The 25,448-nt window shown below is 68.4% G+C and carries 28 protein-coding genes; 23 read left to right on the plus strand and 5 right to left on the minus strand.

The genetic code is table 11. The features are described from left to right. The first annotated feature begins 22 nt into the window (after positions 1-22). Genes ACEN9H_RS10215 through ACEN9H_RS10305 form a run of 19 tightly spaced genes read left to right on the plus strand, consistent with a single transcriptional unit; the run spans position 23 to position 16,894 of the window. Positions 23-301: an acyl carrier protein gene (locus tag ACEN9H_RS10215; protein WP_413675569.1), complete on the plus strand. Its 279-nt coding sequence runs from the start codon at positions 23-25 to the stop codon at positions 299-301. Positions 302-305: 4 nt separating this feature from the next. Further along, on the plus strand, positions 306-851 hold the full coding sequence (locus ACEN9H_RS10220; protein ID WP_413674672.1) for a hypothetical protein: 546 nt from the start codon (positions 306-308) through the stop codon (positions 849-851). Then, on the plus strand, positions 844-2,553 hold the full coding sequence (locus ACEN9H_RS10225; protein WP_413674673.1) for an AMP-binding protein: 1,710 nt from the start codon (positions 844-846) through the stop codon (positions 2,551-2,553). The genes ACEN9H_RS10220 and ACEN9H_RS10225 overlap by 8 nt, the downstream gene beginning before the upstream one ends. Continuing rightward, positions 2,547-3,629, plus strand: coding sequence for an SAM-dependent methyltransferase (locus ACEN9H_RS10230; protein ID WP_413674674.1), 1,083 nt, complete (start codon positions 2,547-2,549; stop codon positions 3,627-3,629). The genes ACEN9H_RS10225 and ACEN9H_RS10230 overlap by 7 nt, the downstream gene beginning before the upstream one ends. After that, entirely contained in the window at positions 3,629-4,369 is a 741-nt protein-coding gene (locus ACEN9H_RS10235; RefSeq protein ID WP_413674675.1) for a glycosyltransferase family 2 protein, read from the plus strand. Before ACEN9H_RS10230 ends, ACEN9H_RS10235 begins: the two co-directional genes overlap by 1 nt. After that, positions 4,357-5,310, plus strand: a complete 954-nt coding sequence (locus tag ACEN9H_RS10240) for an acyltransferase (RefSeq protein WP_413674676.1) — start codon at positions 4,357-4,359, stop codon at positions 5,308-5,310. The genes ACEN9H_RS10235 and ACEN9H_RS10240 overlap by 13 nt, the downstream gene beginning before the upstream one ends. Further along, on the plus strand, positions 5,297-6,856 hold the full coding sequence (locus ACEN9H_RS10245) for an HAL/PAL/TAL family ammonia-lyase (RefSeq protein WP_413674677.1): 1,560 nt from the start codon (positions 5,297-5,299) through the stop codon (positions 6,854-6,856). The genes ACEN9H_RS10240 and ACEN9H_RS10245 overlap by 14 nt, the downstream gene beginning before the upstream one ends. After that, positions 6,849-7,283 (plus strand): acyl-CoA thioesterase, encoded by a 435-nt coding sequence (locus ACEN9H_RS10250; RefSeq protein WP_413674678.1) that lies wholly within the window; start codon positions 6,849-6,851, stop codon positions 7,281-7,283. Before ACEN9H_RS10245 ends, ACEN9H_RS10250 begins: the two co-directional genes overlap by 8 nt. Next, complete coding sequence (locus ACEN9H_RS10255; protein ID WP_413674679.1) at positions 7,280-7,888, plus strand: outer membrane lipoprotein carrier protein LolA; 609 nt, start codon at positions 7,280-7,282, stop codon at positions 7,886-7,888. The genes ACEN9H_RS10250 and ACEN9H_RS10255 overlap by 4 nt, the downstream gene beginning before the upstream one ends. After that, positions 7,885-10,248: an MMPL family transporter gene (locus tag ACEN9H_RS10260; protein ID WP_413674680.1), complete on the plus strand. Its 2,364-nt coding sequence runs from the start codon at positions 7,885-7,887 to the stop codon at positions 10,246-10,248. The genes ACEN9H_RS10255 and ACEN9H_RS10260 overlap by 4 nt, the downstream gene beginning before the upstream one ends. Then, positions 10,226-10,780 carry a DUF3261 domain-containing protein gene (locus ACEN9H_RS10265; protein ID WP_413674681.1) on the plus strand — a complete coding sequence of 185 codons (555 nt, stop codon included), beginning with the start codon at positions 10,226-10,228 and terminating at the stop codon, positions 10,778-10,780. The genes ACEN9H_RS10260 and ACEN9H_RS10265 overlap by 23 nt, the downstream gene beginning before the upstream one ends. Before the next feature lie 7 nt (positions 10,781-10,787). After that, positions 10,788-11,969 (plus strand): beta-ketoacyl-ACP synthase, encoded by a 1,182-nt coding sequence (locus tag ACEN9H_RS10270; RefSeq protein ID WP_413674682.1) that lies wholly within the window; start codon positions 10,788-10,790, stop codon positions 11,967-11,969. Further along, positions 11,966-12,424 carry a 3-hydroxylacyl-ACP dehydratase gene (locus ACEN9H_RS10275; protein ID WP_413674683.1) on the plus strand — a complete coding sequence of 153 codons (459 nt, stop codon included), beginning with the start codon at positions 11,966-11,968 and terminating at the stop codon, positions 12,422-12,424. Before ACEN9H_RS10270 ends, ACEN9H_RS10275 begins: the two co-directional genes overlap by 4 nt. Continuing rightward, complete coding sequence (fabG, locus tag ACEN9H_RS10280; RefSeq protein ID WP_413674684.1) at positions 12,421-13,155, plus strand: 3-oxoacyl-ACP reductase FabG; 735 nt, start codon at positions 12,421-12,423, stop codon at positions 13,153-13,155. The genes ACEN9H_RS10275 and fabG overlap by 4 nt, the downstream gene beginning before the upstream one ends. An 8-nt stretch (positions 13,156-13,163) precedes the next feature. Continuing rightward, positions 13,164-14,384 (plus strand): beta-ketoacyl-ACP synthase, encoded by a 1,221-nt coding sequence (locus ACEN9H_RS10285; protein WP_413674685.1) that lies wholly within the window; start codon positions 13,164-13,166, stop codon positions 14,382-14,384. Between the two features lie 29 nt (positions 14,385-14,413). Then, positions 14,414-15,001 carry a hypothetical protein gene (locus ACEN9H_RS10290; protein ID WP_413674686.1) on the plus strand — a complete coding sequence of 196 codons (588 nt, stop codon included), beginning with the start codon at positions 14,414-14,416 and terminating at the stop codon, positions 14,999-15,001. A gap of 11 nt (positions 15,002-15,012) precedes the next feature. Continuing rightward, positions 15,013-15,462: an excinuclease ATPase subunit gene (locus tag ACEN9H_RS10295; RefSeq protein ID WP_413674687.1), complete on the plus strand. Its 450-nt coding sequence runs from the start codon at positions 15,013-15,015 to the stop codon at positions 15,460-15,462. Beyond that, a complete protein-coding gene (locus ACEN9H_RS10300) occupies positions 15,459-16,088 on the plus strand; it encodes a 4'-phosphopantetheinyl transferase family protein (protein ID WP_413674688.1) in 630 nt (209 codons plus the stop codon). The genes ACEN9H_RS10295 and ACEN9H_RS10300 overlap by 4 nt, the downstream gene beginning before the upstream one ends. Next, positions 16,085-16,894 carry a hypothetical protein gene (locus ACEN9H_RS10305; protein ID WP_413674689.1) on the plus strand — a complete coding sequence of 270 codons (810 nt, stop codon included), beginning with the start codon at positions 16,085-16,087 and terminating at the stop codon, positions 16,892-16,894. The genes ACEN9H_RS10300 and ACEN9H_RS10305 overlap by 4 nt, the downstream gene beginning before the upstream one ends. 41 nt (positions 16,895-16,935) lie before the next feature. Here the strand turns inward: ACEN9H_RS10305 and ACEN9H_RS10310 are convergent, their stop codons facing one another. Next, positions 16,936-17,496, minus strand: coding sequence for a PAS and helix-turn-helix domain-containing protein (locus ACEN9H_RS10310; RefSeq protein ID WP_036228456.1), 561 nt, complete (start codon positions 17,494-17,496; stop codon positions 16,936-16,938). 127 nt (positions 17,497-17,623) lie between these two features. Here ACEN9H_RS10310 and ACEN9H_RS10315 point away from each other — a divergent pair, with 127 nt between their 5' ends. Both ACEN9H_RS10315 and ACEN9H_RS10320 read left to right on the plus strand, forming a co-directional pair. Next, positions 17,624-18,322, plus strand: a complete 699-nt coding sequence (locus ACEN9H_RS10315; protein ID WP_371766508.1) for a CoA transferase subunit A — start codon at positions 17,624-17,626, stop codon at positions 18,320-18,322. A gap of 17 nt (positions 18,323-18,339) precedes the next feature. Next, entirely contained in the window at positions 18,340-18,990 is a 651-nt protein-coding gene (locus ACEN9H_RS10320; RefSeq protein ID WP_413674690.1) for a 3-oxoacid CoA-transferase subunit B, read from the plus strand. 43 nt (positions 18,991-19,033) lie between these two features. Here the strand turns inward: ACEN9H_RS10320 and ACEN9H_RS10325 are convergent, their stop codons facing one another. The 3 genes from ACEN9H_RS10325 to ACEN9H_RS10335 form a co-directional block, all read right to left on the minus strand. Then, a complete protein-coding gene (locus ACEN9H_RS10325) occupies positions 19,034-19,393 on the minus strand; it encodes an energy transducer TonB (RefSeq protein ID WP_413674691.1) in 360 nt (119 codons plus the stop codon). Positions 19,394-19,525: 132 nt separating this feature from the next. Continuing rightward, entirely contained in the window at positions 19,526-20,932 is a 1,407-nt protein-coding gene (locus tag ACEN9H_RS10330; RefSeq protein ID WP_413674692.1) for a TonB family protein, read from the minus strand. Beyond that, complete coding sequence (locus ACEN9H_RS10335; protein WP_056135395.1) at positions 20,929-21,315, minus strand: BlaI/MecI/CopY family transcriptional regulator; 387 nt, start codon at positions 21,313-21,315, stop codon at positions 20,929-20,931. Before ACEN9H_RS10335 ends, ACEN9H_RS10330 begins: the two co-directional genes overlap by 4 nt. 147 nt (positions 21,316-21,462) lie before the next feature. On the opposite strand from ACEN9H_RS10335, the gene ACEN9H_RS10340 reads away from it, so the two are divergent. Both ACEN9H_RS10340 and ACEN9H_RS10345 read left to right on the plus strand, forming a co-directional pair. Continuing rightward, the gene (locus ACEN9H_RS10340) at positions 21,463-22,215 is read left to right on the plus strand and encodes an SIMPL domain-containing protein (protein ID WP_413674693.1); all 753 of its coding nucleotides are present in this window, start codon (positions 21,463-21,465) and stop codon (positions 22,213-22,215) included. A gap of 70 nt (positions 22,216-22,285) precedes the next feature. Continuing rightward, positions 22,286-24,070, plus strand: a complete 1,785-nt coding sequence (locus ACEN9H_RS10345) for an ABCB family ABC transporter ATP-binding protein/permease (RefSeq protein ID WP_413674694.1) — start codon at positions 22,286-22,288, stop codon at positions 24,068-24,070. 25 nt (positions 24,071-24,095) lie between these two features. Here ACEN9H_RS10345 and ACEN9H_RS10350 read toward each other — a convergent pair whose 3' ends face one another. Further along, the gene (locus ACEN9H_RS10350) at positions 24,096-25,397 is read right to left on the minus strand and encodes a dicarboxylate/amino acid:cation symporter (RefSeq protein WP_056135387.1); all 1,302 of its coding nucleotides are present in this window, start codon (positions 25,395-25,397) and stop codon (positions 24,096-24,098) included. Positions 25,398-25,448: the final 51 nt, after the last annotated feature.

Consider the following 25,448-nt stretch of genomic DNA (forward strand, 5'->3'; position numbering starts at 1 on the left):
GGCCATGGTAGCCCTGAACGAAATGAGCCGCGACGAATTGTTCACGTGGGTCGCGGACCTGCTGGCCGAGATGTTCGAACTCGATCGCGCCGAACTGACCCCGGCGTCGAACCTGTACGCCGACCTAGATATCGACAGCATCGATGCCGTCGACCTGGCCGTGAAGCTCAAGCAGATGACCGGCAAGCGCCTGCAGCCGGAAGTGTTCAAGACCATCCGCACGATCGGCGACGTCGTCGACGCGCTGGTCGGTCTGGCACAGGCCGAGCCGGAACCGCAATCCGCAGCGCAAGTCGCCTGACCCGATGGCGTGGAACGTCCTGGCGGGCGCGCTGACGCTCGTCTATCCGCTGGCGATCTGGTTCGGCCACGGCACAGTCGAGCCGCGCTGGCTGGCTGGCTTGCTGTTGCTGGCGGCCGCGACGCGCCTGCCGGCGCTCAGGCTGAGCGCCGCCGCGCGCTGGTCGGCGGCGGCCGCGCTGGGACTGGCCGTGCTCGCGATCGGCGCCAATGCCGTGCTGCCCCTGAAGCTGTATCCCGTGCTCGTCAACGGGGCGTTCCTGGCCGCCTTCGGCTGGAGCCTCGTGCACGGCCCGTCGATGGTCGAACGCTTCGCGCGACTGCGCGAGCCCGACCTGCCGGCGGCGGCGGTCGGTTACACGCGCCGCGTGACGCAGGCGTGGTGCGTGTTCTTCGCCGCGAACGGCACCGTCGCGCTGATCACGGCGCTGTTCGCGCCGGAGGCCGTGTGGTCCGTGTACACGGGCGTCGTCTCGTACGTGCTGATGGGCCTGATGTTCGGCGGCGAATACCTGTTGCGCATGCGTTTCCGGCGGCTGCACCATGCGTGACCTGTTCGCCCGTCTCGCCGCGCGTTCCCCGGATGCGCCGGCCGGCTGGCGTGCCGGCGAACACGTGCGCCATGGCGAGCTGCTGGCCCGCGTCCGCGCCTGGGCAGCGCTGGGCCGGCGCACCGGTCCCGGACCCATCGCGCTGTACCACGAGGACAGCCTGGAATTCGCGGCCGCCCTCGTCGGCGCCTGGCTCGTCGGGAAGACGGTCTGGCTCCCCGCCGACGTTCTGCCGGCTACCTGCGCGGCGCTGGCCGGCAACGTCGCTGCGTTCTGGGGCGACTTCCCGGCGGACTGCGCGCCGCAGTCACCATCCGATGCAGCTGACGCAGAATGGCGCGCGCCTGCGCCGGACTTTCCCGCGCTTGTCGTGTTCACGTCCGGGACAACGGGCACGCCGGTGCCGATCCCGAAGCGGTTCTCCCAGCTGACGAGCGAACTCGAGGCGTTGGAGACGCAATTCGGTGCGGCGCTTGGCGACGCGGCCGTCGTGTCCACGGTCTCGCACCAGCACATCTACGGCCTGCTGTTCCGGGTACTGTGGCCGCTCGCCGCCGGCCGCCCGGTGCATGCGGCGCGCCACGAATATCCGGAAACGCTGGCGCCGGCGCTGGCCGCGCGGCCAGCAGTGCTGCTGGCCAGCCCGGCCCATTTGAAGCGGCTGCCGGACCACCTCGACTGGTGCGGTGCGGCGGCCAACCTGCGCGCGGTGTTCTCGTCCGGCGGCATGCTGGACGCGGCGGCGGCCCATCACGCCGGCGCGCTGCTCGGGCAGACGCCCATCGAAGTCTACGGCAGTTCCGAGACGGGCGGCATCGCGTGGCGCCGGCGCACCGCGACCGCCGCCGACGGCTGGACGCCGCTGCCGGGCGTCGCCTGGAAGCGCAGCGCGGACGGCCTGCTTGCCGTACGTTCCGAGCAGGCCGGCGGCGATGCCTGGTTGGTACTCGCCGACCGCGTCGACGACCTGGAAGGCGGCCGCTTCGTGCTGCGCGGCCGCGCCGACCGGATCGTCAAGATCGAGGAAAAGCGGATTTCGCTCGACGCCATCGAGGCGGCCCTGCTGGCCGGCGGCCTGGCGCGCGAGGCGCGGGTGCTCGCGTGTCCGGACGACGGCCACGGACGCCAGGTGCTGGCCGCCTTCGTGGTGCCGTCCGACGCCGGCCGCGTCGTGCAGGAAGAGGGCGGCAAGACGGCGCTGAATGCCCGCCTGCGCGCGCAGCTGGCATCCGGCCTCGAGGCCGTCGCGCTGCCGCGCCGCTGGCGCTACCTGGACGCGCTGCCCGTCGACGCGCGCGGCAAGACGACGGCGGCGCAACTCCTCGCGCTGTTGGCGCCGCCCGTGCGCCCGCGCGAGCCGGCCGTGCGCGTGCTGGAGCGGGACGAGGCGCGCGTGCTGCTCGAACTGAACGTACCGTCCGACCTGTTGTACTTCGACGGCCATTTCGGCGTGGCGCCCGTCCTGCCGGGCGTCGTGCAGGTCGACTGGGCCATCCGCTACGGCACGGCTTACCTGGGCCGCGCCGGCAGCTACGCCGGCATGCAAGCCCTGAAATTCCAGCAGATGATCCGTCCGGAGCAGCCGGTGCGGCTCGAACTGTCGCGCGACGCCGCCAGGGGCAGCCTCGCATTCCGTTACTTTTCCGAGGCCGGCGCCCACGCCAGCGGACGCATCCTGTTCGGGCCCGACCAACCATGCTGAACAAAAAATTCTCGCCCGCGCGCCAGAGCGCATTCGACGCCCGTTTCGACGCCCAGAAGATCGCCTTCGGTCCCGTCGTGTTCCAGTGCGTGCGCTACGCCTGGAAGCGCGGCATCCTGCAGGCGGTGGCCGACGCGGGCGACGCGGGCCGTTCCACCGCCGAGCTCCAGGCCGAGGGCGGCTGGAGCGAGTACGTGCTGAAGGTCGTGCTGGAGACCTGCCTGTCCGCCGGCGTCGTCTACCTGGAGGAAGGTCGCTGGGTGCTCGACAAGGCCGGCTTCGTCGTCCTCACCGACCCGATCACCCAGGTCAATATCGACTTCAACCACGACGTCTGCTACCAGGCGCTGTTCGACCTCGAACGCACGCTCGACGCCGAGCGGCCCCTCGGCCTGAAGGTGTTCGGCGACTGGTCCACGGTGTACGAGGGTCTGGCGCAGCTGCCGGAACCGGCGCGCACGAGCTGGTTTGCGTTCGACCATCATTATTCGGACGTGTCGTTCCCCGCGATCCTGCCCGACGTGTTCGCGACGGCACCGCGCAAGCTGATGGACATCGGCGCCAACACGGGCAAGTTCGCGCGGGCCGCGCTGCAATTCGACGCGCACGTCGAGCTGCATGCCGTCGACCTGCCGGGCCAGCTCGCGGTCCTCGGCGTCAACCTCGCCGCGGCCGGCCTGCGCGATCGCGCCGTGCTGCATCCGACCGACATGCTGGACGACGGGGCGGCGCTGCCGGCCGGGATGGACGTCGTCTGGATGAGCCAATTCCTCAGCTGTTTTTCCGAAGACGCGATCGCCGGCATCTTCCGCCGCGTCGCGGCGGCGCTGGCGCCGCGTGGCCAGGTGCTCGTGATGGACACGTTCTGGGACCGCCAGCGCTATGACATTGCGTCCTACTGCCTCATTAACACGTCGCCGTACTTCAACAATCTCGCCAGCGGCAACAGCAAGGTGTACGAGAGCGGCGACTACATCCGCCTCGCGCGCGCGGCCGGCCTGGAGTTGCAGACGGCGCGCGACGGCATCGGCTATTGCCACTCGCTGCTGCGCTTCGTGCGGGCGGAGAACGGCTGATGCTCCGACCCTGCGTCGTCATCCCCGTCTACAACCACGAACACGCGATTCAAGGCGTGGTCGCGCAGGTGCTCGCGCACGGCCTGCCCGTGATCCTCGTCGACGACGGCTGCTCGGCCGCGTGCGCCGCGGTGCTCGACGGCCTTGCCACCGCCCACCCGGACCGCGTCGTGCTGGAACGCCACGCCGTCAACCGGGGCAAGGGCGGCGCGGTGCTGACGGGTTTCGAACGCGCCGCGCAGGACGGGTACACGCACGTGCTGCAGGTCGACGCGGACGGCCAGCACTGCGTGGCCGACGTGCCCCGCTTCCTTGCCGCCGCACGCCAGGATCCGCACGCCGTCATCGCCGGCTGTCCGCTGTACGACGAATCGGTGCCGGCGCTGCGCCTGTACGCGCGCTACCTGACGCACGTCTGGGTGTGGATCAACACGCTGTCGCTGGCGATCCGCGATTCGATGTGCGGCTTTCGCGTCTATCCGGTCGCGCCGGTGCTCGCGCTGGCGCGCCGCCGCCGGCTCGGCCTGCGCATGAACTTCGACATCGAGATCCTCGTGCGCCTGTACTGGGACGGCCTCGCCATCGTCAACCTGCCCACGCGGGTGGGCTATCCGGAAGACGGCGTGTCGCATTTCAAGGCCTGGACCGACAACGTCCTGATCAGCCGTCTGCACATGACGCTGTTCTTCGGCATGCTGCCGCGCATACCCTCGCTGCTGGTGCGGGCATGGCGCGGGTAGACGCGTCCGCCGGCGACGCGCGTCACTGGGCCGCCATCAACGAGGCGACCTGCGTGGCCGGCATGCGCCTGCTGTTCTGGGTCTGCCGCACATTCGGCCGCTGGCCGTTTCGCGTCGTGCTGTACCCGGTGCTGCTGTGGTACGTGGCCACCCAGCCGCGCGCACGGCGGGCGTCGTCCGCCTACCTGGCGCGCGTGGGCCGGCCCGCCGGCGTGACGGGCGTGCTGCGCCATTTCGGCGCGTTCGCCGAAGCGATCCTCGACAAGATGCTGCTGTGGGGCGGCGCGTTCGACTTCGACCGCGTGCACCTGCACGGCGCCGAGCCGCTGATCGAGGCGTCGGGCCGGGGCCGGGGCGCGCTGCTCGTGTGCGCGCACCTGGGCAATCTCGACCTGTGCCGCGCGCTGTCGCTGCGCACGCCCGGCCTGCGCGTGACGGTGCTCGTGCACACGAAGCACGCGCAGGCGTTCAACGACGTGCTGGCGCAGCTCGATCCTAGGAGCCGCCTGAACCTGATGCAGGTGACCGACATGGACGCCGCGATGGCGATGCAGCTGTCCGAGCGCATCGGGCGCGGCGAATTCGTCGTCATCGCAGGCGACCGCGTGCCGGTGTCGCCGAACCCGCGCGTGGCGCTGGCGCCTTTCCTCGGCCGCACGGCCGCGTTCCCGGTCGGCCCGTACGTGATGGCCGCGGTGCTGGGCTGCCCGCTCGTCGCGATGTTCGCCACCCGCGCCGGCGGCGGCTACGACGTGCACTTCGAGCCGCTGCGCGACAGGGTCGTGCTGCCGCGCGGCGCGCGCGCGCAGGCGCTGGCGGAACTGGCCACCGTCTATGCGGCCCGCCTCGAGCACCACGCGCGCCGCGCGCCCCTCGAGTGGTTCAACTTCTACGATTTTTGGCATTTACCCGAAACGGATTCCCCCGATGCTGCTCAGTGACATCAACACGCCCCGGCGCACCGTGCGCTTCGACCGCTCGCGCCTGACGCTGGAGGACATCGTCGCCATCGCGCGCGGCACCGCCCGCCCGGCGCTGTCGGACGACCCGGCGTTCCGCGCCGCCATCGCGCGCGGCGCCGACTTCCTCGACCGCCTGCTGCGCGAGGATGGCGTCGTGTACGGCGTCACCACCGGCTACGGCGATTCCTGCACCGTCGAGGTGCCGCTCGCGCTCGTGCCCGAGCTGCCGCACCACCTGTACACCTACCACGGCTGCGGCCTCGGCGCTCCCCTGACGGAAGCACAGGCCCGCGCCGTGATGGGCGCGCGCCTCGCGTCGCTGTCCAAAGGCTATTCCGGCGTCAGCGTCGAGCTGCTCGTCCAGATCGTGCGGCTGTTCGACGCCGGCCTCGTGCCCGTGATCCCGAGCGAAGGGTCGGTCGGCGCAAGCGGCGACCTGACGCCGCTGTCGTATCTCGCGGCCGTGCTGTGCGGTGAACGCGAGGTGCTGCGCGACGGGGAGATCGTTCCCGCGGCGCAGGCGCTGCGCGACGCGGGCATAGCACCGCTGCGCCTGCGCCCGAAGGAGGGACTGGCGATCATGAACGGCACCGCCGTCATGACGGGCCTGGCCTGCATCGCGTGGGACCGCGCCGCGTACCTGACGCGCCTCGTCACGCGCATCACGGCGCTGGCATCGTTCGCGCTCGACGGCAACGACCACCATTTCGACGAAACGCTGTTCGCCGTGAAACCGCACGCCGGCATGCAGGACGTCGCGGCGTGGCTGCGCCAGGACCTGGAGTATGCCGGCCAGCTGGAACGCAACGGCAAGCGCCTGCAGGACCGCTATTCGATCCGCTGCGCGCCGCACGTGATCGGCGTGCTGGCCGATGCGCTGCCGTTCTTCCGCACCGCCATCGAGAATGAACTCAACAGCGCCAATGACAACCCCATCATCGACGCCGAGGGCGAACGCGTGCTGCACGGCGGCCACTTCTACGGCGGCCACATCGCCTTCGCCATGGACGGCATGAAGAACGCCGTCGCCAACCTGGCCGACCTGCTGGACCGCCAGATGGCGCTGCTCGTCGACGCGCGCTACAACGCGGGGCTGCCGGCGAACCTGTCCGGCATGCAGGGCGAGCGGGCGCCGATCAACCACGGCCTGAAGGCGCTGCAGATCAGCGCCTCGGCGTGGACGGCGGAAGCGCTCAAGCTGACGATGCCGGCGTCCGTGTTCTCGCGCTCGACCGAATGCCACAACCAGGACAAGGTCAGCATGGGCACCATCGCCGCGCGCGACTGCCTGCGCGTGCTCGATCTGACGGAGCAGGTCGCCGCCGCCCTGCTGATCACGGTGCGCCAGGGCGTGTGGCTGCGCCGGCGCGTTGACCCCGCGAAGACCCTGCCGGCGCCGCTGGCGCGCATGGTCGACCTGCTGGGCCAGGACATCGTCCCCGTCACCGAGGACCGCCGCCTCGACCCGGAACTGCACCTGCTGCTGGGCCGCATCCGCGACCAGGCCTGGAGCCTGTATGCGTAAGGCGAAGATCCCGTCGCGCTGGAGCGCCGAAGCCGCGATCCAGGTGCAGTTTTACGACCTCGATCCGATGGAAGTGGTCTGGCACGGCAACTACGTGAAATACCTCGAGGTGGCGCGCTGCGCGCTGCTCGACAGCATCGGCTACAACTATGCCGAGATGAAGGCGTCCGGCTATATGTGGCCCGTCATCGACATGAACCTGCGCTACGCGGCGCCCGCCACGTTCGGCCAGCACCTGCTGGTGCGCGCCGAGATCGTCGAGTGGGAAAGCCGCCTGCGCATCGACTACCTGGTCAGCGACGCCGCCAGCGGCCGGCGCCTGAACCGCGCATCGACGACGCAGGTAGCCGTCGACATCGCAACCGGCGAGATGTGTTTCGTCTCGCCGCCCATCCTGTTCCAGAAGCTGGGAGTGCAAGCACCATGAAATATTTGTCCGCCGCCGGCCTGCTGCTGGCAGCGATGCTGGGCACGCCCGCGCACGCCGCCGCGCCCGTCGCGAAGATCCAGGCCATGCTGGCCAAGCCGGAGCAGCTGTGCGGCCGCTTCGAGCAGAGCAAGCGGCTGGCCGGCATGAAGAAGCCGCTGGCGTCGAGCGGGCGCTTCTGCGTCGTCGCCGGCAAGGGCGTCCTGTGGCGCACGCTGAAGCCTTTCGCCAACACGCTGCGCCTGTCGCGCGACGAGATCGTGCAACTGCAGGGCGACCGCGTGGCGATGCGCATGGAGGCCAGCCGCGAGCCGACCGTCCGCATGATCAACGGCGTGCTGTTCTCGCTGCTGTCCGGCGACCTCGGTCAGCTCGACACGCTGTTCGAGGTCGACGGCACGGCGGGCGACGGCGCGTGGAAGGTGGCGCTGAAGGCCCGCAACCCGGCGCTGGCGCGGGCGATCGGTGCGATCTCGCTGGAAGGCGGCGCCTACGTGCGCAACATCCACATGGTGGAAGACAGCGGCGACCGCACCGACATCGTGTTCTCCGACATCAGGACCGGCCCCGGCGCCTTCCTGCCCGAAGAGGCGGCCCAGCTTTGATCACGCACCGCCGCCTGGCGCTCGCCTGGGCCCTCGTCGTGTGCCTGCTGGCCGGGCACAATGCCTGGCTGTGGCTGGGCAAGCGCATCGCGCCGGACACCGACATTCTCGCGCTGCTGCCGGCCGGCGAGCGCGATCCGGTGCTGCAGCGCTCGTTCACGCACATGGTCGACAGCGCCCAGCAGCGCGTCGTCGTGCTGGTCGGTGCCGCGCAGTGGAACGACGCCGTGCGTGCCGCCGCGGCGTTCCAGGCCGTGCTGCGACCGCACGCCGACCTGCTGAAAGAGGATGCCGGCGCCAACGCGCAGGCCGCGTGGCTGGACGGTTTCACGCCGCACGCAACGCTGCTGGTCGGCGCGGCGGACGAACGCGCGCTGCGCGCGCAGCCCGCTTCGTACTGGACGGAGAACGCGCTGACCCGCGCGTACGGCGCATTCGGTGGCCCGAAGCTGGGGAGTTTCCGCGACGATCCGTTCGGCCTGTTCGCCAACTGGATGCAGGAGCGCGCCGGCGAGACGCCCGTGCGTCCGCGCGACGGCCATTTGTATGTGGGCGGGGAAGGGCGCGAATACGTGCTGCTGACGTACACGCTGGCGCCGTCCGCGTTCGCACTGTCGGCGCAGCGGCGCGCGGTGCCGCTGCTGGATGCGGCGGCGGCCGCCGCGCGCCACGCCGTGCCGGCGGCCGAGGTGATCGAGGCCGGCGTCGTGCTGCATGCGGCGGCCGCGGGCAACCAGGCGAGCAGCGAGGTCGAGACGATCGGCGTCGGTTCGCTGGTGGGCATCGTGGTGCTGACGTGGCTGACGTTCCGCTCCGTGCGGCCGATCGGTCTCATCGTCCTGACCATCGGCATCGGCTTCCTCGGCGCGCTATCCGTGTGCTGGCTCCTGTTCGGCCGCATCCACCTGCTCACGCTGGTGTTCGGCGCGAGCCTGATCGGCGTCGCCCAGGACTATGGCCTGTACTTCCTGTGTCACCGCCTCGGCGCGGCGCCGCAGGAAGACTCGGTGCGCCTGCTGGGCCGTTTGCTGCCCGGTCTCGGCCTCACCCTGCTGGCCGCCGTGATCGGCTACATGGGGCTCGCTTTGACGCCGTTCCCGGGTCTGCGCCATATGGCCGTCTTTTCCGCGCTCGGCCTCATGTTCGCGTGGCTCACCGTCGTGTGCTGGTTCCCGCAACTGATCCAGGCCGGCACGCTGCGGCGCGGCTGGCTCGCGCGCCGCTACCGGGGCCTCATCGCGCACTGGCCGCGGGTGTCGACGCGGCCGCCGGTCCTGGCCGTGCTCGCGCTGCTGGCCGTCGGCGCGGCCGTGGGCTGCGCGCGCCTGGGCACGGACGACGACATTCGCTCGCTGCAATCGTCGCCGCAGCACCTCGTGCGCGACCAGATCAAGCTGGGCCGCCTGCTGGACGCGCCCACGCCCGTCCAGTACTACCTCGTGCGCGGCGCATCGGACGAACAGGTGTTACAGCGCGAGGAAGCGCTCAAGCGCCGCCTCGACCCGCTTGTCGCGCGGGGTGACCTGAGCGGGTACCAGGCGCTGTCGAACTGGGTGCCCTCGGCGCACACGCAGGCCGACCGCCTCGCGCTGCTGGATGCGACCGTGCTCGCGCCGGATGGCCCGCTGGCCGCGCTGGCGCAGACGCTCGGCGAGGACCGCGACTGGGTCGCGGCCACGCGCGCGCACCTGCGCGACCGCGCGCAGCCCTTGTCTGCGGAGGCGTTCCTGCGCACGCCGGTCAGCGAACCGTGGCGCCACCTGTGGCTGGGCAAGGTGGATGGCGTCCATGCGAGCATCGTCGCACTGCGCGGCATGCGCTACGCGTCGATTCCCGCGCTGAGCCGCGCGGCCGACGGCCTCGAAGGCGTGCAATGGGTCGACAAGGTCGGCGGCATCTCGGCCGTGCTGGGACGCTATCGCGCGGTCATGGGTGCCGTCGTGCTCGGGGCGTACGCGCTCGTGTTCCTGGCGCTGCTGCCGCGCTACCGGGGCCGCACGTGGCGCGTGCTGGCGCCGACGGCCGCCGCCAGCGTGCTCACCCTGGCCATCCTCGGCATCAGCGGCCAGCACCTGCAACTGTTCCACGTGCTGGCGCTGATGCTGCTGCTGGGCGTGGGCGTCGACTACGGCATCTTCATGCAGGAAGACCGGCAGCAGGGCGACGATGCGCCATGGCTCGCAGTCGGCCTGTCCGCCGCGAGCACGCTGCTGTCGTTCGGCCTCCTGGCGCTGTCCGGCACGCCGGCGCTGCGCGCGTTCGGGCTCACCATGCTCGTCGGGACGGCGCTCGTCTGGCTCGCCGCCCCGTGTTTCACCGTCACCGCAAAGGAGCGCCATGAAGCGACCGTCACTGCGTGAATTCACCGCGGGCCTGGTTGTCGCGCTGCTGCTGGCCGGCTGCACCCGCACGCCGGAAACGCCTGCACGCCTCGGCCTGCGCCTGCCGCCCGCCGCGCTGGGCACCGCCATCAGCGTGCAGCAGCACCTGACCGTCGAACGGCCCGGCGGCACGAACGATCTCGACGTCGCGCTCGAAGTGGATGCCGCACACGTGGGCCTCGTCGGGCTCGCGTTCGGCCAGCGCGTGCTGAGCCTCGATTACGACGGCACCGCCCTGAAGGAATGGCGCCACGCGATGCTGCCGGCGCAGGTGCGCGCGGCCGACGTGCTGGAAGACCTGCAACTGACGCTGTGGCCCGCCGAGGCGATCGCGCAGGCGCTGCCTCCTGGCTGGCACATCGAGGAGCAGGGGCTCACTCGCACCTTGCGCCGCGACGGCGAGGTGATCGCGACGATCACATATGGCGGCATGCCGCGCTGGCAGGGCAGGGCCGTGCTCGACAACGTGCGCTACCACTACCGGCTGACCATCGAGTCGGCTTCGGAATGAGGTCACTATGCTGTACATGAACGATTGCGCGCTGTTGTGCGCACTGGGCGGCGAGCGTGATACGATCGCGCGGCGTCTGCTCGACGATGCGGAGGGCGGCCTCGCCGTCTCCGACGCCTGCTCGCCCGGCCGCCCGCTGCCGCTGGGCCGCGTGGACGCCGCGCTGCCCGCCGTGGATCATCTGCCGCTCGTGCTGCGCAGCCGGAACAACCAGCTGGCGCTGGCCGCGCTGGCGCAGATCCGGCCCGCCGTCGACGCGGCCATTGCCCGCTACGGCGCGCACCGCGTCGGCGTCGTCGTCGGCACCAGCACGTCGGGCGTGGCGGCCACCGAGGCCGCGCTGGCCGCGCGGCTGCACACGGGCGCGCTGCCGGACGGCTTTCACTACGGCCAGCAGGAAATGGGAGCGCCGGCCGCGCTGCTGGCGCGCGAACTCGCGATCGGCGGACCGGCCTACGTTCATTCGAGCGCGTGCTCGTCGAGCGCCAAGGCGCTGGCCAGCGCGGCGCGCCTGATCCGTATGGGCTTGTGCGACGCGGTGGTCACGGGCGGCGTCGACACGCTATGCGGCTTCACGGTCGCCGGCTTTTCCTCGCTCGAATCCGTCAGCGCCGCGCGCTGCAATCCGCTCTCCGCCGCCCGCAACGGCATCAATCTGGGGGAGGGCGCGGCGCTGTTCCTCATGTCGCGCGAACCGGCCGCCGTGGCGCTGTGCGGCTGGGGCGAATCGTCCGACGGGTACCACATGTCGGCGCCGGATCCGGCCGGCGGCGGCGCGCGCCTGGCGATGCGCGAGGCGCTGCGGCGCGCGGGCATCGAACCGTCCGATGTCGACTACATCAACCTGCATGGCACGGCGACCGTCCAGAACGATGCGATGGAGTCGCACGCCGTCGCCGACCTGTTTGGGCCCGACGTCGCCGTCAGTTCGACGAAACCATTCACGGGCCACACGCTGGGCGCGGCGGGCGCCGTCGAAGCGGCGTTCTGCTGGCTGGCGATGCAGGACGATAACCCGGCAGGCAAGCTGCCGCCGCACCTGTGGGACGGTGCGCAGGACCCGGCGCTGCCCGCACTGAACGTGGTGCGTCCGGGCACGCGCCTGGGCCGCCCGCTGCGCTGGGCACTCAGCAATTCGTTCGCGTTCGGCGGTTCCAACGCGACCCTCGTGTTCGGGAGGACGGATTGAGCCTGCCCGACATCCGCACGCTGGTGCCGCACAGCGGGACCATGTCGCTGCTCGGCCGGCTGCTCGCGGCCGATGACGAGACCCTGTGCGCCGAGGTGGCGATTGGCGCCGGCACGCTGTTCCTGGACGGCGGTGCCGTGGGGGCCTGGGTCGGCGTCGAGTACATGGCGCAGGCCGTGGCCGCGCATGCCGGCTACGGCGCGCGCCTGCGCGGCGCGGCGGTGCGCGTGGGCTTTTTGCTCGGCACCCGGCGTTATGCGTGCACCGTTCCGGCATTCCCGGCCGGAAGCGTGCTGCACGTGCACGTGCAGCGCGTGCTGCAGGGCGAGAACGGCCTGGGCGCCTACGACTGCCGCATCGTCGAGTGTGCCGGCGGCGCCGAATGGGCGAGCGCCACGATTACCGTCTTCCAGCCTGACAATGTAGAAGAGTTTTTGCAACGGAGTTCCGAATGAGTAGTATCGATAAAAGTGTGCTGGTGACCGGCTCGTCGCGCGGCATCGGCAAGGCGATCGCGCTGCGCCTGGCGCGCGACGGCTACCGCGTGGTGGTGCATTGCCGCAGCCGCCGCGCCGAGGCCGACGCGGTGGCGGCCGACATCGAGGCGGCCGGCGGCAGCGCGCGCGTGCTGCAGTTCGACATCGCCGAGCGCGACGCCACGGCCGCCGCGCTGCTGGCCGACATCGAGGCGCACGGCTGCTACTACGGCGTCGTCTGCAACGCCGGCGTCGCGCGCGACACGGCCTTTCCCGCCATGACCGGCGAGGAATGGGACCAGGTGCTGGGCACGAACCTCGACGGCTTCTTCAACGTCCTGAACCCGGTCGTGATGCCGATGGTCCAGCGCCGCAAGCCGGGCCGCATCGTGACGATGGCGTCCGTGTCTGGCCTCATCGGCAACCGCGGCCAGGTCAACTACAGCGCCGCCAAGGCCGGCATCATCGGCGCCACCAAGGCGCTCGCGCTGGAACTGGCCAAGCGCGCCATCACCGTCAACTGCGTGGCGCCGGGCCTGATCGAGACCGACATGATCGGCGAGGTGCCGCTGGACGAAGCGCTGAAGCTGATCCCCGCGCGCCGCGTGGGCCGGCCGGAAGAAGTCGCGGCGGCCGTCAGCTACCTGCTGTCCGACGACGCCGGCTACGTCACGCGCCAGGTCATTTCCGTCAACGGAGGCCTGGCATGACGAGGGACATGAAACGCGTCGTCGTCACCGGCATGGCCGGCATCAGCCCGCTGGGGAACGATTGGGAGTCGATCCGCGCGCGCCTCGTCGAGGGCCGCAATGCCATCGTGCGGATGGCCGCGTGGGACGATTACGAAGGCCTGAACACCCGCCTCGGCGCACCCGCCGCGCCGTTCGAGCTGTCCGAGCGCTACCACCGCAAGGCAATCCGCAGCATGGGCCGCGTCGCGCTGATGGCCACGCGTGCGAGCGAACTGGCGCTGGCCGACGCCGGCCTGCTCGACCATCCGCTGCTCACGAGCGGCCGGATGGGTATCTCGTTCGGCTCGTCGGCCGGTACGCCCAGCGCCATCGGCGACTTCGGCCGCATGATGGAGGAGCGCACGACGAAGGGCATCAACGCGACCACCTATATCAAGATGATGGCGCACACGGCGCCCGTCAACATCGGCGTGTTCTTCGGCGTCACGGGCCGCGTGTTCACGACGTCGTCAGCGTGCACGTCGGGCAGCCAGGGCATCGGCTACGCGTACGAGGCGATCAAGACGGGCAAGCAGACGGCGATGATCGCCGGCGGTGCCGAGGAATTGTGCGCGACGGAAGCCGCCGTGTTCGACACGCTGTTCGCGACGAGCGTGCGCAACGACGCGCCGCACACGACGCCGCGCCCGTTCGACCGCGCCCGCGACGGGCTCGTGATCGGCGAAGGCGCCGGCTGCCTGATCCTGGAAGAGCGCGACCATGCGCTGGCGCGCGGCGCGACGGTGTACGCGGAAATCGTCGGTTTCGGCACCAACAGCGACGGCTGCCACGTCACCCAGCCGAACGCGGACACGATGCGCATCGCGATGGAACTGGCACTGGAGGATGCCGGCCTGGCGCCGGCGGCCATCGGCTACGTCAACGCCCACGGCACGGGCACGCAGCACGGCGACGTGGCGGAGACGGCGGCGACGAACGCCGTGTTCGGCGCGCGCATGCCCATCAGCTCCCTGAAGAGCTACATGGGCCACACGCTGGGCGCCTGCGGCGCGCTCGAAGCCTTGATCAGCATCCGGATGATGCGCGAGGGCTGGTTCGCGCCGACCATCAACCTCGACGAGATCGACCCGGAATGCGGGGCGCTCGACTATATTCGCGGCGAGGGGCGGCGCCTGGACTGCGAGTACGTCATGTCGAACAATTTTGCGTTCGGCGGCATCAACACGTCGCTGATCTTCAAGCGGTAGTTCCACCACAACCTAGAACCGGAGAAAAAATGAACAACAAGCACCATACCGTCCTGCTGGCATCCGCAATCGTGGGCGTCGCGCTGCTGCAAGGCTGCGCGACGAAGATCAAGGCGTCGTCGACCGACAATCCGCCGCCGGCGAAGGCGTTTTCGGCCTACAGCCGCATCGAGGTGAAGCCCGTCGCGTTCAAGGAAGGCTACAAGGGCGACCATGCCGGCCTGGCCAAGATCGAAGAGAACCTCAAGAAGGATCTAGCGCCGAAACTGGAGCAGTGGAACGCGCGCATGGCGAACGGCAGTACGCTCGTGGTCGAACCCGTTGTCGAAGAAATGTCGTTCAAGCATGGCGCCAGCCGCGTGCTGCTCGGCCCGCTGGTCGGCAGCTCGGGCGTGCTGATGCGCGTGACGTTCCGCGACAACACGGGCAAGGTCATCGCCACGCCGGAATTCTTCCAGCGCACGGCCGCGTTCAGCGGTGGTTTCACGCTGGGCACCATGGACAACATCATGCTGACCCGGGTGGCGAACCTGGCGAGCGGCTACATCATCGCCAACTACGACAAGGCCGTCGGCGGCCCGACCGGCGCCGACGACCAGGCCGTCAAGCCCAACTGATCGGAGGAACGATGTCCAAGAAGATGCAAGCGGTACTGGCCTGCGCACTGCTGGCGCTGGGCGTGACGACGGCGGCGCAGGCGCGTGACACCAAGCTCCTGCTGCCGTTGTCCGCGGCGATGAGCGCGAACGGCGCGCAGTCGCGCCTGGGCGACTCGGTGAAATTCTATTTCGGCAATCAGCCGACGCTAAAGGTGCTCGAGCGCCTCGGTTCCGACCAGACGAGCCAGAAGACGAATTCGGTCGGAAAGTCGCCGGAAACGGCGTGCAACTGGGCGTTCCTGTCGGCGATGTTGCGCCTGCAACAGCGTGCCCGCGAACTGGGGGCCGACGCCGTGATCAACATCGTCAGCAACTACAAGAACGTGGAAATGTCCAGCGACACCCAGTTCGAATGCCATGACGGGGCGATCATGTCAGGCGTGGCGCTGAAGGGTGAGTTCGTCAAGCTGGCCAAATGACGGGTCGGGCGGCAATTGTCCGCCTGCTCGACGCCAGTACTCTGAACGACCGGGCGCTGGCGGGCTATACCACTTGGCTCGACGATTCGGAGCGCCAACGCCTGGCCCGCTTCGTCCGGCGCGAGCGCCGCGACCAGTTCGTCGCGGGCAGGGTGCTGGCGCGGCGGACGCTCGGCGCCGTCCTGGGCGTGGCGCCGGAGACCATACGTCTCGTCGAGCGCCCCGGCGCGGCGCCGATCCTGGCCACGCCCGGCGCCGGCGCGGCCGATTTCAGTATTTCCCATAGCGGCCCCTGGATCGCGTGTGCGGCCAGCGCGACGGGCCGGATCGGGCTGGACGTCGAGGTCGTCGATTCGGCGCGCGACATCGACGCACTCGCGGCCCACGCATTCGATGCGTCCCAGCAAGCCTGGCTGGCGGCGCGTCCCGCGGCGACGCGGCTAACGGATTTCTATCGCGCGTGGAGCACGCTGGAGGCGCGGTTCAAGCTGGGTACGGCGGCCGCGGCGACGTTCGACCTGTCCCGTCCCGGACTGGCGATCGTCGTGTGCAGCGAGCATGCACTAGCGGCGGCGCCGGTCGTGGAGCCGGACCAATCGTTTTTCAAATTACCGGAAGCAAATTGAAAAAATTTTTCTCATTCGTATTCGTCAGCCTTGTATTGGTGGGCTGCGCCGCCACCACGTTCAATCACGCGAGGTCGAATGCCAACTCAGTAAAAAACGGCATGACGATCCAGCAGGCCGTTGCGCTGATCGGCATGGCGCCGACGCACGAAACTGCCACAACGCTTGAATGGCGGAGTGGCCATGCTCAGACATATGATGCAACCCCGGAAGGTGCCATCAGTTTTCAAGTGAAGGATGGCTTGATCGTTGGCGTTCCGGAAGGCGGCATTTTCGGCAATGAAGCGCGGCGACAGTTTGTGGAAGCTTGGGCAGCGAAACGCGATCAGGAGGCTGCAGGGCGGGAAAAGGAAGTGATGGACGCGGCAGAGGCCGCGCGTAGGCGTAGTGCGAAGTTGGCAGAGCAGGCCGAAAAGGCGCGCGCGGATAGTGCGGTTGAGGAGGCGAAAATGCGTGCGGAAATCTCAGCCGAAATGCAGGCCGCAGCAAATGCCCGGGTCGCGTGCAACATGAAATCAACCTGCCAAAAGGTGTTCGCGTTGGCGCAGATTTATATTGCTACTGAGACGGATCAGAAAATTCAGGTGGTCACCGACTCGGTCATCCAGACCTATAATCCAACTGAGGCGGGGCATGTTGGAGCGTCGATCATCAAGATGCCTGGGCGCGGTGACAACGCAGTTGTGTCGTTAAGTCTGTCGTGCAAAAGCGACAGCCTGCGCGAGATGCAGTCGCTCTGTCGCCTCAAGAATACCCGCCTCTACAACGGGTTCAGGCCGTTCATCGAGCACCGCTTAGTACAATAAGCCCTGGCGCCTGAAGTGCAGGCGACTTCGATGCTGCACCTTCAGCGCGACATGCCCACCAGCTTGTGCACGAGTTCCGACGACGTCGACGCCGAGAACTTGCGCATGAGCTTGGCGCGGTGCATCTCCACCGTGCGCGGCGACAGATCCGTCTCGCGCGCGATCACCTTGCTCGTCTTGCCTTCGACGAGCAGCGCCGCGATCTCGCGCTCGCGCGGGGTCAGCTCGGCCGTCACGGGGCGCTTCTCGCTCACGTCCTCGAACGTCCAGACGCCGGCGCCCAGCGGCTCGGCCGGGTCGAGCGCGCGGCCCGTTACGTGGCACCAGAACAATTCCCCATTTCCTCGCCGCATGATGCGCTCGTCCGAGTAGCGGCCCTTCGCGTTCATGATCGGAATGATGCGGTCGCCCGTGCGCAGGAACTCGTCCATGGTCGGGTAGAGTACCGAGAACGACTGGCCGTCGAGCTGTGTCCGCTGGTAGCCGAACATCGCCGCCAGGGCGTGGTTGCACGACTGGATCACGCGGTTCACCGAAATGCACATGCCGACGGGCGCGTGCTGGAAAATCATCTCGTAATCGATGGCGTATGATGCGTTCATTTGATGGTAGTCGACTGTCCCCTCTGGAGGGCTTGCCGGTATTTCTACGGTATTGTGCTTCGGAGGGCGCTATTTTATTCTGCAATTCTACTCTGCTGTATAGAACCTCATTATTAAAGGGACGGGTATGAACAAAGTGTATCCTGATGCGCGCTCGGCGCTCGAAGGGGTGGTTGCGGACGGCCAGACCATTGCCGTGGGCGGCTTCGGCCTGTGCGGTATTCCCGAGGCGCTCATCGCCGCGCTGCGCGATTCCGGCGTCAAGAACCTGACGGCCATCTCGAACAACGCCGGCGTCGACGACTTCGGCCTGGGCCAGCTGCTCGCCACGCGCCAGATCAGGAAGATGATCTCGTCCTACGTGGGCGAGAACAAGGAATTCGCGCGCCAGTACCTGGCCGGCGAACTGGAACTCGAATTCACGCCGCAGGGCACGCTGGCCGAGAAGCTGCGCGCCGGCGGCGCCGGCATCCCCGCCTTCTTCACCAAGACGGGCTATGGCACGATCGTCGCGGAAGGCAAGGAAACCCGCGAATTCGACGGCGAGATGTATGTGATGGAACGCTCGCTCGTTCCGGACGTCTCGCTCGTGAAAGCCTGGAAGGCCGACCGCGCCGGCAACCTCGTGTTCCGCAAGACGGCACGCAACTTCAACCCGAACGTGGCCACCGCAGGCAAGGTCTGCATCGTGGAAGTCGAGCAGCTGGTCGAGATCGGCGAGATCGACCCCGACCAGGTGCATACCCCGAGCATCTTCGTGCACCGCATCGTTCACAACCCGACGCCGGAAAAGCGCATCGAACAGCGCACCGTGCGTCAAGCATAAGACCAGGGGAGACAGACATGGCATGGACTCGTGATGAAATGGCCGCGCGTGCGGCCAAGGAACTGCAGGACGGTTTTTACGTGAACCTGGGCATCGGCCTGCCCACGCTGGTGGCCAACTACGTCCCGAACGATATCGAAGTGTTCCTGCAGTCGGAAAACGGCTTGCTGGGCATCGGCCCGTTCCCGACCGACGCGGAAGTGGACGCCGACCTGATCAACGCCGGCAAGCAGACCGTCACCGCGCTGCCGGGTTCCGCCTACTTCAGCTCGGCCGATTCGTTCGGCATGATCCGCGGCGGCAAGATCAACCTGGCGATCCTCGGCGCGATGCAGGTGTCGGAAAAGGGCGACCTCGCCAACTGGATGATCCCGGGCAAGATGGTCAAGGGCATGGGCGGAGCGATGGACCTCGTGGCCGGCGTCAAGCGCGTCGTCGTCGTGATGGAACACGTGGCCACGAGCAAGGATGGCTCGACGAGCCACAAGATCCTGAAAAAATGCGATCTGCCGCTGACGGGCGTCGGCGTCGTCGACCGCATCATCACCGACCTCGGCGTCATCGACGTCACCGACACCGGCCTCAAGCTCGTCGAGCTGGCGCCGGGCGTCACCAAGGACGAAGTCGTGGCCGCCACGTCGGCCGAGCTGGACGTCTCCAGCGTGTAATGTCCTTCCGGGCGGCGCCGTGGTGCCGCCCGTCATTCTTACTTCAGCGCAGCGTCCACACGTACTGGACCTTGGTCCATCCCTGGACGGCCTTGCCTTGTTCGACCGCCGGCTGGAAGCTGCACTGCGCCAGCGCCGAGCGCGCCGCTTCGTCCAGCGTCGTGAACCCGCTCGACTTTATCACCTTCGAATCCTTCACCTTGCCGTTCTCGTTGACGAGAAAGCCGAGCGTGACCTTGCTCTCGTGACTGGCCTGCACGTCCGCGGCCGGGTACTGCGGCTTGGCGCAGCTGCCGAAGTCGAGCTTGGCTCTGCTGCTGCCTTGCGGTGCCGCATGGGCGGAAGCCGCGCAGGCGAGGGCGAGGAACAGGCAGTGCAGGGTCGTGCGGATGATGCGGGACATGGTGATCTCCTTTTGATGGGAACTGATGACCTTCAGTTCATGAGGACGTGACGGCGCCGCGCGCCGTCTTGCGCGAATGCTTTATTGATGATGGGGCGTGACCGCCCGGCTGCTCAGCGCAGCGGCGTCACGTCAAGCGAGGGTCCAGATATATTGGACCGGTTGCCAGCTCGAAACAGGCTTGCCATCGCGCAGTGCCGGTGCAAACCGGCAGCGGTGCAGGGCGCCGCGGGCCGCCTCGTCCATGCTGGCGTAGCCGCTGGAGCGCAGGATGGTCGAGTCCGTGACGAAGCCGGAGGCGTCCACGCGGAAGCTCACCGTGACCGTGCCCTCGTGGCCCGCCGCGATGTCGGCCTGCGGGTATTGCGGTTTCTTGCAGCTCGAGAAATCCGCAACCGCGGACCGTGTCAGGCCGGCCGTGGCGCTGGCAACCGGACTATCGCGGGTCGATAGCGCGTGGGCGCTCGCCGCGCACGCCAGGACGAGGCCGAGCACGGGAATCGCGGCGCGCCAGTCCAGCGCCTGCGGATCCGGACGGACCAGGCGGCGGATGCGCGCCGTCAGGTCGCCGCCGGCCGCGGCCTGGGCCAGGTGGTGGCCTGAAAACTGCAGGCGCTCCAGTTCCGACAGGGCCCGGGCCAGGCGGCGCGGTTCGCCCAGCCGGCGTGCGGCGAAATCGTCGGCGATCTGCTCGCGCTCGTGGCGGATGCGGCGCGAGATCCACCACACGGCCGGGTGGTAAAACAGCAGGGCCTCGATCACGTTCTGCACGAGATTGACGAGGTAGTCGTGGCGCCGGACATGGCCCAGCTCGTGCGCCAGCAGTGCTTCCAGCAATTGCGGCGGCATGCCCGTCACGAGGGCGGCCGGCACGAGCACGACGGGCCGCCAGAAGCCGGCCGTGACCGGGCTCGCCAGGCTGTCGACGATGCGCAGGCGCACGGTGCGGTCGATGCCGCAGCGGGCGGCCAGTTGGGCCAGCCTCGATTGCCAGGCGCGTTCCGCGGCGCCGCCGGCCTGTGCCGATGCGGCGCGTCCACCCGTGGCGCGTCGCACCCACACCAGGCCCATCGCCATGCGCAGCCCGAGCGCGGCCGCGCAGGCCGCCCATCCGCCGACGATCCAGTCGAGATGCCGCTGCAGCCAGCCGAGCAGGCCAGCCGCGTCGCGCAGCACCGCCGCCGACGCCTGCGCCAGGGGCAGGGCGCGCGCGGCCTGCGCGTCTTGCCCGGCCTGCAGCATCATGACGAAGTCGGCGACCGGCCACGCGAAGCACAGCAGCAGCGCGCCGCATGCGACGGCATAACGGCGTTCCGGCCGAGCATTACGCAGCGCCACGAGCAGCACCGCCGTCGTGCACCCGATCAGCGCGCCTTGCCACACGAAGTCCAGCAACGCCCATCCGAGGCTGGGTACGAACGACTGGGACAGCGCGGACAGCAGCCTGGTCAGCACGTCAGGCAGGTGCGACGGTAGCGGCGCGAGCGGACTCGTCGGCAGCAATACCGACAACAGCCCGGTGACGAGCCCGGCGCTCATTGTTCGTCTCCGTCTTTCAGCAGTTGTTCGATCTCATCGCGCTCCTTTTTCGAGATGCCGCTCTTGAGTGCGGCCAGCACCAGCGCCTTGGCCGACCCGGCGAAGGCGCGCTGCATCAGGTCCTTCAGCAAATTCGTCTGCAGCGATTCCTGCGCGTGGGCCGGTGCGTACACGTGAGACCGTTCGCTCTCGTCGCGGATCAGCAAACCTTTACCGTGCATGATCTGCATCAGGCGGAGGACGGTCGCGTACGTCACCTCCGGACGTTCCTTGACGATCTCTTCGTGGACCCGGCGCGCCGTGGCCGCGCCCAGCGGCCACAGTGCCTGCAGCAGGTCGAGTTCGGCGGGCGTCGGCTTGGGCGGGGTGGGGGATTTGGCCATGGTGGTTTCTCGGAACGTGGTCGATAAATCTAGACTAGCTCGTCTAGATCGAGTTGTCTACAAGTTTATTTTGGGCGCGCTGGCTTGTCTACGCAGATGGTCTGGCACTAACATAGACATCACTGTCTACAATAAAAGGAAGTGTCCATGCTGAAAACCCGTCTGCGCGCGAGCGCCCTCGTCCTCCTGCTGGCGTCGAGTGGCGCCGGTGCGTCGTCCGTCCCCGATTATCCGTTCGTGCACGTCACCGGGAGTTCGTTCCAGGCCGTCGTGCCCGACCTCGCCAGCCTCGATTTCGAGATCGTCGCGCCCGATGCCGATCCGGCCGCGGCGCGCGCCGTCCTCGAGGCGCGCGTGGGCGAGGTACGCGACCTGGCGCGGCAGCTCGGCATCGAGGCCGACGATGTCGTCGTGCGCGAGGTGCGGCAGGGCATCCGCAAGGACGAAAAGGGCGCGGACGGCGGGCCGCTGTACGAGCTGCGCTGCGACGTCCACATCAATGTGCGGAATGTCGCCAACTGGGCCGCGCTGGCCGGCGGGCTGATCGGCAAACCGAACCTCGACGGCTTCGCGTCCGCTTTCGACCGCACCGACATGGACACCATCCACGACGAACTCGTGACCCAGGCCATCCAGGACGCGCGCCGCCAGGCCGAGGTGATGGCGGCCGCGGGCGGACGGCGCGTCGGCGGCCTCATGGGCGCCACGCCGGAAGCGCTGAAGAACCTCAGCACGGCGATGGGCCTGGAACGCGGCGACTTCCAGGGCGACCGCGGCGCGGACCGGGCGCGCGCCCAGGACGTCGATCGCGAGCAATTGCTGGCCGTGCCGGCGCTGAAGCTGCGCCAACCCGTCGATGTCATCTTCCGCCTGGAAAACCTGCCGAAGCGCACACGCTGACGACAGGAACGCTTGAGGCAGCGCAGGCGCCGGACGGGAGTCTTGCGCCGCCGCGACGGTCAAACCCGGCATGACCGCCGATACCGCCGCCGCCGACCGTGCCGCCCGCCGCCGCTTCGCGGCCGAGCTGTGGGGCGTGATGCGCGCCAACCGCGGGCGCGTGGCGGTGTCCATCGTCCTGCTGCTGGCCGCGAAAGTGGCGACGGTGGCCGTGCCGCTGCTGCTCAAGCGCATCATCGACGTGTTTTCGCAGCCGACGCTGCCGGCGCTGCTGCCCTGGTATCTGCTGGTGGGCTATGCGCTGCTGCGCTTCGCGAGCACGCTGTTCAACGAATGGCGCGACCTGCTGTTCGCGCGCGTGACGCTGAGCACGGTATCGGCGTATGCGGGCAAGACGTTCGCGCACCTGCATGCGCTCGGGCCGCGCTTTCACGCCCGGCGCCAGGTCGGCAGCCTGCTGCCGGACATCGACCGCGGCACCAGCGGCATCGCCTACCTGCTGGGCGTCGGGCTGTTCACGATCGTGCCGACGCTCGTCGAGATCGGCCTCGTGCTCGCGATCATGCTGCGCCGCTATCCGGCGGGCCATGCCGCCATCATCGTCGCGACCTTCCTCCTGTACACGGGCTTCACGCTCGTGTTCACGGCGCGGCGGGTCGTCTACCAGCGGCGCGTGAACAAGCTCGATTCACGCGCCAAGGGCCAGCTGGCGGACAGTCTGCTGAACTACGATACCGTGAAGTACTTCACGAACGAGGGCCACGAGGCGGCGGAGTTCGCGGCCACGATGGACCGGTGGCGCGACGCGGGTGTCAAGAACCAGCGCGCGCTGTTCCTGCTGCACGTGGGGCAGAGCGGTGTGATCGCGCTGGGCGTCGCCGCCATCATGCTGCTGGCCGGGCGGGACGTGCTGGCGGGCCGGATGCGCGTGGGCGACCTCGTGCTGATCAATGCGTACGCGCTGCAGGTCTGCCTGCCATTGAATGCCCTCGGCTTCGTGTACCGCGAATCGCGCGACGCGTGGGTCAACGCGGAGCGCCTGTTCGCCCTGCTGGGCGAGCAGCCGGAGATGCCGGAACTGCCGGGCCAGCCCGCGCTCGTGCCCGGCGCGGGCGAGGTCGTGTTCGAGCACGTGGGCTTCGACTACGAGCCGGGCCGCACCGCGCTCGACGACGTCAGCCTGCGCATCCCATCGGGCACCACGCTGGCCGTCGTCGGACGCAGCGGCTCGGGCAAGTCGACGCTGGCGCGGCTGCTGTTGCGTTTCTACGACCCCGACCGGGGACGCATCCTCATCGACGGGCAGGATATCCGCCGCTGCAGCCCCGCCAGCGTGCGCCGTGCGATCGGCGTCGTGCCGCAGGATGCCGCGCTGTTCAACGACACGGTGGCCAGCAACATCGGCTATGCGCGTGCAGGCGCGGGGCGGGAGGAGATCGTGGCGGCGGCGCGGGCGGCGCAACTGCACGAGACGATCGCCGCGCTGCCGGACGGCTACGACAGTCCGGTCGGCGAGCGGGGCGTGAATTTTTCCGGCGGCGAGCGCCAGCGCATCGGCATCGCGCGCGCGATCCTCAAGCAGCCCGTGATCCTCGTGTTCGACGAGGCGACGTCGGCGCTCGATGCCATGTCCGAACATGCGATCGTGAAGGAGCTGGAGCGCCTGTCGGCGCGGCGCACGACCCTCGTCATCGCGCACCGGCTGGCGACCATCGTGCATGCGCACGCGATCATCGTCATGGACCAGGGCCGCATCGTGGAGCAGGGCACGCACGAGGAACTGTTGCGGAGGAACGGCGTGTATGCGCGGTTGTGGCTGTTGCAAAAAAAAACGCCGGGCGAACCCGGCGTCTGAACGAGGAATCGTTCCCTGTCCTGGCTTACGCGGCTTCGCGTACCGGGTGCAGGTCGCCGGTGGCGTCGTCCGGGCTCGGATTCTTCAGCTCGGCGGTCAGGCGCTCTTTGTCCAGCTCGCCTTCCCATTTCGACACGACGACCGTGGCGACACCGTTGCCGATGATGTTGGTCAGCGCGCGGCATTCGCTCATGAACTTGTCGATGCCGAGGATCAGGGTCATGCCGGCCACCGGAATGGTCGGGACGACGGCCAGCGTGGCGGCCAGCGTGATGAAGCCGGCGCCGGTGATGCCCGAGGCACCTTTCGAGGTCAGCATCGCCACGCCCAGGATCGTCAGTTCCTGCGTCAGGGTCAGTTCCGTGTTCGTGGCCTGGGCGACGAACAGGGCGGCCATCGTCATGTAGATGTTGGTGCCGTCCAGGTTGAACGAGTAGCCGGTCGGCACGACAAGGCCCACGACCGATTTCGGGCAACCCATTTTTTCCAGCTTGCGCATCAGGGCCGGCAGGGCGCTTTCCGACGAGCTCGTACCGAGGACGATCAGCAGCTCTTCCTTGATGTAGGCGAGGAAGCGGAAGATCGAGAAGCCGGTCAGGCGGGCGATGGTGCCGAGGACGATGGCGACGAACAGGAAGCAGGTCAGGTAGAACGAACCGACGAGCGAGGCCAGCGGGATCAGCGACTTGACGCCGTATTTGCCGATGGTGAAGGCCATGGCGCCGAATGCACCGATCGGAGCGACTTTCATGATGATGTTCACGACGCCGAAGATGGCGTGCGACATGTCGTCGATGAAGCGGGTCAGCGGACGGCCGCGTTCACCCAGCATCGACAGCGCGAAGCCGAACAGGATCGCGATCAGCAGGACTTGCAGGATTTCCCCTTTGGCGAACGCATCCACGAACGTATTCGGGATGATGTTCATGAGGAAGTCGGTGGTGGTCAGCGCCTTGGTCTTCTCGGTGTACTGAGCGATCGAGTGCGTGTCCAGCGTGGCCGGGTTGACGTTGAAGCCGGCGCCCGGCTTGATCACGTTGGCGACGAGCAGGCCGATGGCCAGTGCGAACGTCGACACGATCTCGAAGTAGAGCAGGGCCTTGCCGCCGACGCGGCCGACCTTTTTCATGTCCTGCATGCCGGCGATACCGGCGACGACGGTACAGAAAATCACCGGAGCGATGATCATCTTGATCAGTTTGACGAAGCCGTCTCCCAAAGGCTTCATCGCGGTTGCGATGCCCGGATCGTAGATACCCAGCAGGACGCCCACGATAATCGCAAACAATACCTGGACATAAAGGACTTTATAGAATGGTTTTTTCATGGCTAGGCTTCATGCGCTATTGGTAACACCGTCATCATCACGCAAAATATC

Origin of the sequence: Massilia cellulosiltytica, assembly GCF_047325105.1 — a bacterium.
In the GTDB taxonomy this organism is placed as follows: domain Bacteria; phylum Pseudomonadota; class Gammaproteobacteria; order Burkholderiales; family Burkholderiaceae_D; genus Telluria; species Telluria orientalis.